The organism is Rhizobacter sp. (genome assembly GCF_046595475.1).
Taxonomy (GTDB): domain Bacteria; phylum Pseudomonadota; class Gammaproteobacteria; order Burkholderiales; family Burkholderiaceae_C; genus Rhizobacter.
On record NZ_JBKJOQ010000010.1, the window covers coordinates 119,182 to 128,050 of the forward strand.

9 protein-coding genes are annotated in these 8,869 nt (G+C 65.9%); 5 read left to right on the plus strand and 4 right to left on the minus strand.

Going from position 1 to position 8,869, the window contains the following annotated elements; translation table 11 throughout:
- The first annotated feature begins 362 nt into the window (after window positions 1–362).
- Window positions 363–902 (plus strand): peroxiredoxin family protein, encoded by a 540-nt coding sequence (locus AC30QB_RS02430; RefSeq protein WP_489544598.1) that lies wholly within the window; start codon window positions 363–365, stop codon window positions 900–902.
- Between the two features lie 71 nt (window positions 903–973).
- Window positions 974–1,516: a TetR/AcrR family transcriptional regulator gene (locus AC30QB_RS02435; RefSeq protein ID WP_489544599.1), complete on the plus strand. Its 543-nt coding sequence runs from the start codon at window positions 974–976 to the stop codon at window positions 1,514–1,516.
- 78 nt (window positions 1,517–1,594) lie between these two features.
- On the opposite strand, the gene AC30QB_RS02440 is transcribed toward AC30QB_RS02435, so the two are convergent.
- Entirely contained in the window at window positions 1,595–3,676 is a 2,082-nt protein-coding gene (locus AC30QB_RS02440; protein ID WP_489544600.1) for a primosomal protein N', read from the minus strand.
- A gap of 372 nt (window positions 3,677–4,048) precedes the next feature.
- Window positions 4,049–5,143 carry a uroporphyrinogen decarboxylase gene (gene hemE / locus AC30QB_RS02445; RefSeq protein ID WP_489544601.1) on the minus strand — a complete coding sequence of 365 codons (1,095 nt, stop codon included), beginning with the start codon at window positions 5,141–5,143 and terminating at the stop codon, window positions 4,049–4,051.
- A gap of 108 nt (window positions 5,144–5,251) precedes the next feature.
- Between hemE and AC30QB_RS02450 the strand changes: the two genes are divergently transcribed.
- The 3 genes from AC30QB_RS02450 to AC30QB_RS02460 are packed head-to-tail and all read left to right on the plus strand — an operon-like array spanning window position 5,252 to window position 7,320.
- Window positions 5,252–5,908, plus strand: a complete 657-nt coding sequence (locus tag AC30QB_RS02450; protein ID WP_489544602.1) for a LemA family protein — start codon at window positions 5,252–5,254, stop codon at window positions 5,906–5,908.
- Between the two features lie 9 nt (window positions 5,909–5,917).
- Window positions 5,918–6,814 carry a TPM domain-containing protein gene (locus tag AC30QB_RS02455; protein ID WP_489544603.1) on the plus strand — a complete coding sequence of 299 codons (897 nt, stop codon included), beginning with the start codon at window positions 5,918–5,920 and terminating at the stop codon, window positions 6,812–6,814.
- Window positions 6,815–6,822: 8 nt separating this feature from the next.
- Complete coding sequence (locus AC30QB_RS02460) at window positions 6,823–7,320, plus strand: TPM domain-containing protein (protein ID WP_489544604.1); 498 nt, start codon at window positions 6,823–6,825, stop codon at window positions 7,318–7,320.
- A 66-nt stretch (window positions 7,321–7,386) separates the two neighbouring features.
- Here the strand turns inward: AC30QB_RS02460 and ppk2 are convergent, their stop codons facing one another.
- Together ppk2 and AC30QB_RS02470 are read right to left on the minus strand one after the other, a co-directional pair.
- Entirely contained in the window at window positions 7,387–8,268 is an 882-nt protein-coding gene (gene ppk2 / locus AC30QB_RS02465) for a polyphosphate kinase 2 (protein WP_489544605.1), read from the minus strand.
- 132 nt (window positions 8,269–8,400) lie between these two features.
- The gene (locus AC30QB_RS02470) at window positions 8,401–8,817 is read right to left on the minus strand and encodes a F0F1 ATP synthase subunit epsilon (RefSeq protein ID WP_489544606.1); all 417 of its coding nucleotides are present in this window, start codon (window positions 8,815–8,817) and stop codon (window positions 8,401–8,403) included.
- Between the last annotated feature and the right edge of the window lie 52 nt (window positions 8,818–8,869).

An 8,869-nucleotide genomic window follows, 5' to 3' on the forward strand; every position in this document is an offset into this window, starting at 1 on the left:
CCTTGTGCTCGCGGCGCGAAACGTGCGCGAAACAGCCTGAAACGCGAAGACCCTTTCACGGCCTGTTGTCCTACAGACGGTCGCAAATCAAGCTCGTAGGATTTCCAACGGGTCACAGCTCCCTCCTCCCTCCCTCCCTGAATGCTGTGGCTCATTGGGCGGGCCGCGCGTGAGCGTAGCCCGCCTTTTCTTTTGCGAGGTACGGGGCAGCACCTCGGGTCTTTGCAAGAGGTTCAGGCGGTGAGCCCGCTTGGTTCGCGCCCCTCCGTCGACATGCCAGTTCAGGGCCGGTCTTTCCATTTGAAATTTGGACGATCGTCCTTACAATGTTGGACATTCATCCAAATAAGACTGCTGCCGCCATGCGCCTCACTCCCGGTAACACCGCCCCCACGCTGCGTGAGTCAGACTTTTTGGGGCAAGTTGTTGACCTGCAAGCCCTCAAAGGCCGCCCGGTGCTCCTGACCTTCTATCGCTATGCTTCCTGCCCCATTTGCAACTTGCGCATGCGGCGCACGATCGAAATGTTTCCCACCTGGGCAGAGCGCGGTTTGGCGGTGATCAGCGTGTTCCAGTCTCCAGCGGCGTCCATTTCTGAGTACGTTGGCCGGCAAGATGCGCCGTTCCCCATCATTCCGGACCCCACCATGGCGCTCTATCGTCTTTTTGGAGTCGAGTCGCGCTGGCTAGGCTTGGTGTCGGTGCGGGTCATCGGGGTGGCCTTGCGGGCGTTCTCCCAGGGCTTTCTGCCGGGGCGCGTTGAGGGCCCGCTCCAACGAACGCCAGCCGACTTCCTGATCGATGAACAAGGCAAGATCGCGGTCGTGCACTATGGCCGCAATATTGACGACCACCTCGACCTCACGACGATCACGCAATGGCTCAACACACGAAGCGCCTGACACCCGCGCCTAAGCTCCAGCCGCAGACCGCGGCCGCCTCTGCCAAAGGCTCCGCCAACCGCGAGCGCATCGTGCAAGCAGCCCTGAACCTGTTCATGGAACGAGGCTATGCCGAGACCTCGATCGGCGACATTGCTGAGGCGAGCGGTCTCCTGAAGGGCAACCTTTGCTACTACTTCGCAACCAAGGCAGAAATGCTGGAAGCGGTCTCGCAAGCGCGACAAGAAGAACTCTTCGCCCGGCTCGGGGCAGCCTTGCCGCCCGACACATCGGCGCGCGCCAGCCTCGAGGCGTTTCTTCGGGTGGTGCATGACTCGGCCGACGAATTCGCCAGCGTGGGGTGCCCGGTCGGCACGCTGGCGAGCCAACTGGGCAAATCGGAGCCAGCGTTGCAGCCTTACGCCTCGCGCATTCTCCGCAGTCTTGAAGCATGGCTGGTTCAGGAGCTCGCTCGCGTGCTACCCAAGTCGGCGGCCCAAGCGCATGCGGAGCACCTGATCACGCTGATGCAGGGCGCCGCCGTCATGGCGCATGCCTATCGCGACCCGAAGATCGTCCATCGGCAGGTCAAATTGGCGCGGCAATGGCTGGCACAAATCCTCTCTGCGGATTGACGGTAGTGCGCACACCTGCTCGCTGCAGTCACTGCTGTTCGTTTGAGCCCGAACGCAGCTAAGCGAACAGTGCGGGGTCTAGATCGCCAGTGGGTCCACGTCGAGTGCCCAGCGCAGCACCGCCTTGTGCTGGCTGCGCAGACCGGGCAGGCTCGACATCCACGGCGTGAGCACGCGTTGCAGCGCGCCGCGAGTGCCGGCCTCCACCAGCATTTGCATGCGCTCGATGTTGGCCACGCGCGCCACGCTGGTGGGCACCGGCGGGTAGATCAGCAGCTCGGCGGCACCGGCGATCTGGCCGGCCATGTCGGCGGCGGCCTGCAGAAATGCCTTTGCCGCCTCGGCGGTGCGAGCCTCGGCGCGCAGCAGCGCAAGGTGCGCAAAGGGCGGCAGGCCGGCCATCTCGCGTTCCTTCAATTGGCTGGCGGCAAAGGCGGTGTAGTTGTGTTGGCGCAGCGCGGTGTACAGCGGGTGCAGCGGGTGCCAGGTCTGCACCCACATCTCGCTGCGTGCCGCCTGGGCGGCGTCGCGCCCCGCGCGGCCTGCGGCCTGCATCAGCAGCGAAAACAAGCGCTCGGGCGCACGGAAATCGCTGCTGAACAAGGCGCTGTCGGGGCTCACCGCGGCCACCAGCGTGATGCGGCGAAAGTCGTGGCCCTTGGCGATCATCTGCGTGCCCACCAGCACGTCTACATCACCGGCATGCACGGCCGAGAGCTGCGCTTCGAGCGCGCCTTTGAGCTTGGTGCTGTCGGCATCGATGCGCGCCACGCGGGCGCCCGGCAGGCTGGCGGCGAGCTGCTCTTCCAGCTGCTCGGTGCCGCGGCCGAGTGAGCCGATGTCGAGGTTGCCGCAGTCGGGGCAGGCGCGCGGCACGGCTTGGGTGAAGCCGCAGTGGTGGCAGCGCAGCGTGCGGTCGAGCTTGTGGAACACGCGCCAGGCGCTGCAATGAGGGCAGCCGCTCTTCCAGCCGCAGGCGGTGCAGTGCAGCACCGGCGCGTAGCCGCGGCGGTTGAGAAAAACCATGCTTTGCTCGCCGCTCTCCACGCGCTTGGCCAGCGCCGCTATGAGTTGCGGTGACAGTGAGCTGGTGACGCCCGTGGCCTTGGGCATCAGGTTCATGTCGACCAGGCGCACTGTGGGCAGTGCGCCGCCGCCGATGCGGTGGGCCAGGGTGAGCCTCGTGTAGCGGCCTTGTTCGGCGCGCTGCCAGCTTTCGAGCGAGGGCGTGGCCGAGCCCAGCACCACGCAAGCACCTTCCAGCTTGCCGCGGTACACCGCCAGATCGCGTGCCGAGTAGCGTGCGCCCTCTTGCTGCTTGTACGACGGGTCGTGCTCTTCGTCGACCACGATCAGGCCCAAGCGTGGCAACGAGGCAAACACCGCCAGCCGGGTGCCCAGGACCAGGTCGGCCAAGCCCAGGTGGGCGGCGAGCCAGTTCTTCAGGCGCTGCGCCGGCGTGAGGCCGCTGTGCAGCGAGACGATGCGGCGTGGTGCTTGGCCTGCGGGGCCCGCGCTGCCGAAGCGCTCGGCGAAGCGCGCTTCGAGCTGCGGCGTGAGGTTGATCTCGGGCACCAGCACCAGCACCTGCCGGCCCGAGGCGAGGGCGTCTTCGGCGGCGCGCAGGTAGACCTCGGTCTTGCCGCTACCGGTGAGGCCGTGCAGCAGCACCACCGGCGCGGCGCCCGGCTTGCTGAGGCCGGCCAGTTGGGCGAGGGCTGCTGCCTGGTCGGGGCTCAGCTCGGGGCGCTTGGCGGGTGCGGTGGGCTCGGCGGGCTGGGACCAGGCTTTGCGCAAGCGAGCAATGCGGTTGGCGAGCTGCACGTCGTTGAGCTTGCGCAGCTCGGGCGGCAGCACCGACAAGGCAACCTCCCCTAATCCGCGTTGGTAGTACGAGGCGGCAAACTCCACCAGCTCGCACCAGCGTGCCGACAAAGGGGGTACCGACTTCAACACCTCGGCAATCGGTTTCAGGGCCAGTGAGGGTTCGTTTGAAGGGTCTCCGGGCCAAACCACGCCTGCCACTTCCCGCTTGCCCAGTGGCGCCCTGACCAAGGTTCCTGGCGAGAGCCATTGCTCACTTAGATAGTCGAGCGCTGTCTGCAAACCGCTGTGCGCAGGCGCGTCAATGGCCACGCGCAGACGCTTGGGCTCATCCATGTCGCGCAGGCGTCGAGTTAGCGGGCAAAGCTCAGGCTTTCGTGAGGGAGAGAGGCTAAGTGACTGATTTTCAAAGCCTTTTGAAACTTTCCACGGCTCCTGTGGATAACTTTGTGGGAAACCTGCCAAAAATGACGCTAGACCGTTGATTTTTGGGGCCTGGCGGCCCGTTGCCCACTTTCCAAGCAATTTTGCGTGTCAATGAAATCAACGACTTAGCGCACCAAAGTGAAATACTCAAGCTGCGATGAAGCGGTAGCCGCCCAGAACCGTCACATTCGAGGTTTTGGGGATAAGTCAAGCCCTCTGTGCTTGTTCACCGGGAAATCACTGCCCCCTGTTCCAAACGGTGGCAGGCTGTTGCAATCGATTTCAGGCGCGCCGGTGCAAGCGGGGTGAGTGCTCATGCACTGCATCCACCAGTGCCGACACGCTTTCGGGCGGTGTGTACTGGCTGATGCCATGGCCCAGGTTGAAGATGTGACCGCCGATTCGGCCGTCACCCGCGTCCAGCGGGCCGAAGCTGTCTAGCGTTTTCACTACCTCGGCGCGTATCTGCTCGGGCGATGCAAACAGCACATTGGGGTCGAGGTTGCCTTGCAAAGCCGCCAAGCCACCGATGCGTGCGCGTGCGGCGGCGAGGTTGACCGTCCAGTCAAGGCCGACCACGTCAGCGCCGGTAGCGGCGATCTCTTCCAGCCACAGCCCGCCACCTTTGGTGAACACGATGTGCGGTATGCGCTGCCCCTCGTGCTCGCGCTTCACCTGGGCCAGCACGCGACGGGTGTAGTCGAGGCTGAAGGTCTGGAAGGCGCCGTCTGCCAGCACGCCGCCCCAGCTGTCGAAGATCATCACGGCCTGGGCGCCGGCCTCGATCTGGGCGTTGAGGTAGGCGGCCACCGCGTCGGCGTTCACCTTCAGCATGCGGTGCATCAGGTCGGGCCGGCTGTAGAGCATGGTCTTGACCAGGCGGTAGTCATCGGAGCCGGCGCCCTCGACCATGTAGCAGGCCAGCGTCCAGGGGCTGCCCGAAAAGCCGATCAGCGGCACGCGGCCGTTCAGCGCGCGCCGGATCGACGTGACGGCGTCAAACACGTAGCGCAGCTTGGCCATGTCGGGCACCGCCAGCGCGGCCACGGCGGCTTCGTCGCGCACCGGGTGGGCAAAGCGCGGGCCTTCGCCGGCGCCGAAGCTCAAGCCCAGGCCCATCGCGTCGGGCACGGTGAGGATGTCGGAGAACAGGATCGCCGCGTCCAGCGCGTAGCGGTCCAGCGGCTGCAGCGTCACATCGGTGGCGTAGCGCGGGTTGGTGGCCAGCCCCATGAAGCTGTTGCCCGCCGCCAGCCGCGAGGCCTTGTACTCGGGCAGGTAGCGCCCGGCCTGGCGCATCAGCCAGATGGGCGTGTGGGCTGTCGGCTGGCGCAGGCAGGCGCGCAAGAAGGTGTCGTTTTGCAGCGGTGCGGTCATGCACCGATTATCGGCGGCGGGCCGCCCTGCGCGGTGCCTTGAAATTGCCGCTCCACACCTCAGCTATGCTGCCGGGCTGCGTCAGCGGTCACCCTCAAAGGAGTCACGATGTTCTCAATCCGTCAGGTTTTGTTGCGCACTGCCCTGGTTGCCGGCGCGTTGGCGGCCGTGCTGCCGCTGTCGGGCTGCGGCTACAACGACTTCCAGAAGCTCGACGAAGAGGTCAAAGGCGGCTGGGCCGAGGTGCTGAACCAGTACCAGCGCCGCAGCGACCTGATCCCCAACATCGTGGCCACCGTCAAGGGCGAGGCCGGTTTTGAGCAAGACACCCTGACCAAGGTGATCCAGGCCCGCGCCAGCGCCACATCGATCCAGGCCACACCCGAGCTGGTCAACAACCCCGAGGCGTTCAAGAAGTTCCAGGACGCCCAGAGCCAACTGACCGGCGCGCTGAGCCGGTTGATGGTGGTCAGTGAGCAGTACCCCAACCTGAAGGCCAACGCCGCCTTCCAGGACCTGCGGGTGCAGCTGGAGGGCACAGAAAACCGCATCACCGTGGCGCGCAACCGGTACATCAAGTCGGTACAGCAGTACAACGTGCTGGCGCGCAGCTTTCCGACCAACCTGACTGCGATGATTTTCAGCTACGGCGTCAAGCCCAGCTTCACGGTGGCCAACGAGGCTGAGATCAGCGCACCGCCGAAGGTCAGCTTCGACAAGCCTGCGGCACCGGCGGCGCCGACCGCCCCCGCAGCGTCGAGGTAGGCCGCGGCCATGCCGACGCTGCTGCGCCTGCTGGCGTTGCTGCTGTGCCTGGCAGCGCCGGCGGCACAGGCGCAGGATCTGCTGCCGTTGCCCGCGCTGTCGGCCCGGGTGATTGACCAGACCGCCACCTTGGACGCCGCCGCGCTGGCCACGCTGGACGCCAAATTGGCCGCCTTCGAGGCCCAGGCCGGGCCGCAGATCGTCGTGCTGCTGGTGCCAACCACGGCGCCCGAAGACATCGCCGCCTACACCCAGCGGCTGGGCGACGCCTGGAAGGTCGGCCGGCGCGACGTGGGCGACGGGCTGCTGGTGGTGGTGGCCAAGAACGACCGAAAGATCTGGATCGCGCCCGCCAAGGCGCTGGAGGGCGCGGTGCCCGACCTCGCGGCGCGGCAGATCGTGCAAAACACCATCACACCCGCCTTCAAGCGGGGTGACTTTGCCGGCGGGTTGTCGGCCGGTGTGGACGCGTTGATGGCACGCATCCGGGGCGAGAACCTGCCCGCACCCACCACCCGCAGCGCAGGCGGCGGCGCGGCGTCGGGCTTCAACTGGGAGATGCTGGCGATGTTCTTTTTTGTCGGCGTGCCGGTGCTGGGTGGCGTGCTGACGGCCGTGCTGGGCCGCAAACTGGGGTCGGTGGTCGCAGCCGGTGGCACGGGCGCGCTGGCCTGGCTGCTGAGCAGCAGCGTCTTGCTGGGCGGGCTGGCCGGAGGGGTGGCACTGCTGCTGGTGGGCGTGATGGGCGTGGGCGCAGGCCGGGGCGGACGGGGCGGCCTGTCGCCGGTGATTTTTGGCGGTGGCGGTTTTGGCGGTGGCGGTTTTGGTGGTGGCGGCGGCGGTGGCGGGTTCAGGTCGGGCGGCGGTGGCAACTTTGGTGGCGGTGGCGCCGGGGGCAGTTGGTGATGGGCAGGATGTCACGTATCTTCAAGCACCGCTGGTTTGACGAAACCGACACCCGGCGTGCGCTGCCGCCCGACGCCTTGGCCCGCATCGAGGCGCGCGTGGCCGCCAGCGAGCTGCACCACAGCGGCGAGATCCGGGTCAGCGTCGAAGCCGGCCTGCCGCTGTCTTATCTCTGGAAAAACCTCAGCGCGCGGGACCGCGCGATCATGCTGTTTGGCAAGCTGCGGGTTTGGGACACCGCGCAGAACAACGGCGTGCTGATCTACCTGATGCTGGCCGAACACGCCATCGAGGTCGTGGCCGACCGGGGCTTGAACCAGCATGTCAGCCCCGCCCAGTGGCAGGCGCTGATCACGCCCATGCGCGCCGCCTTTGCCCAGGGCCGCTTTGAAGCCGGCCTGCTGCAGGCCATCGATGCCATCGACAGCCTGCTGACCCGACACTTCGCGCTGACGCCGGGCCAAACCAACGCTGACGAATTGCCAAACTGGCTTGATTTGCGCTGAGCCGGCGGCGACGCTGCGCGTCGTCATTTCGCGGCGCAGCCCTTTGGCATCGGCGACTTTTTACCCTCAGATGGGCTCGAAACCTGCGCGACAGTGCTCTTTCAGCGGGGCCTGCGCCAAGGCCGGCAGCTGCAACGGCGCTGGCTCCACTGTCGTGTCGGGCACATGCGCCAGCAGGTGCCGAATCAGTGCAATGCGACCACGCCGCTGGTCGTTGAAGTTGACCAGCGTCCAGGGTGCAGCCTTGGTGTGCGTGGCCTTGAGCATGGCGTCGCGGGCGTCACCGTACTCGGCGTACTTTTCACGCGCCTTCAGGTCGATGGGCGACAGCTTCCAGCGCTTGAGCGGGTCGTTCAGCCGCTCGGCAAAGCGGGCCTCCTGCTCGGCCTGGTCGACGGTCAGCCAGTACTTGCACAGCAGCACACCGTCATCGACCAGCATCTGCTCGAAGGCCGGCACCTGCTTCAAGAAGGCCTTGGCCGCCGACTCGCTGCAGTAGCCCATCACCCGCTCGACACCAGCGCGGTTGTACCAGCTGCGGTCGAACAAGGCCATCTCGCCGGCCATCGGCAGCGCAGCCACGTAGCGCTGAAAGTACCACTCGCCCAGCTCACGCTCGGTCGGCTTGGACAGGGCCACCACATGGCACTGGCGCGGGTTGAGGGTATCGGCTATTGCCGAGATCACACCGCCCTTGCCCGAGGTGTCACGCCCCTCCAACACCACCACCAGGCGACGCCCGGTGTGTTGCAGCCAACGCGCCAGGTTGTTGAGTTGCAACTCCAACGGCGCGAGCTGCGTCAGGTAGTCTGACTTCGACATCGGCTCTGCAGCATCGCCTGCGCCGGCCACTGACTTGCCCGGCTTGTCCTTCTTGTCGGCCTTCCCGGCTTTTTCAAGCTTCTCGGCTTTTTCAACCTTCTCGGCTTTGTCGTCGCGTTTGCCCATGTCAGCGCCTCCTCCGTGCTGGGCTTGATTCTGAAGCCTGGGCCACCAGATCGGGCGAGGTCATGAAAAAAGCCTGCTCGGCACAAACCGGGCAGGCTTTCATGGCGCGCCGACCAGCGTCGGCGGGCAAGCTCAGCGCTTGCGCAACCTGGAGATGGCCGCGACCTGCGCCGCCATCGTTGCAAACTCGCCCTGCGCCTTGGCGAAGTCGATGTCGGTCTTGGCCGCTTTCATCGCCTCTTCGGCCAATTGACGGGCTTCCAGCGCACGGGCCTCGTCCAAGTCATGGCCGCGGATGGCGGTATCGGCCAGCACGGTCACGCTACCCGGCTGCACTTCCAGGATGCCGCCAGCCACAAACACAAACTCTTCTTCACCGGTGTCGGCGCGCACGATACGCACCGCACCCGGCTTGATGCGGGTGATCAGCGGCGTGTGGCGCGGGTAGATCCCCAGCTCGCCCATCTCGCCCGGCAAGGCCACAAACTTGGCCTCGCCGGAGAAGATGCTGGCCTGGGCCGAAACGACGTCAACGTGAATGGTGGCCACGGTGGCTCCTTATTGGATCTTCTTGGCTTTCTCGAAAGCCTCGTCGATCGTG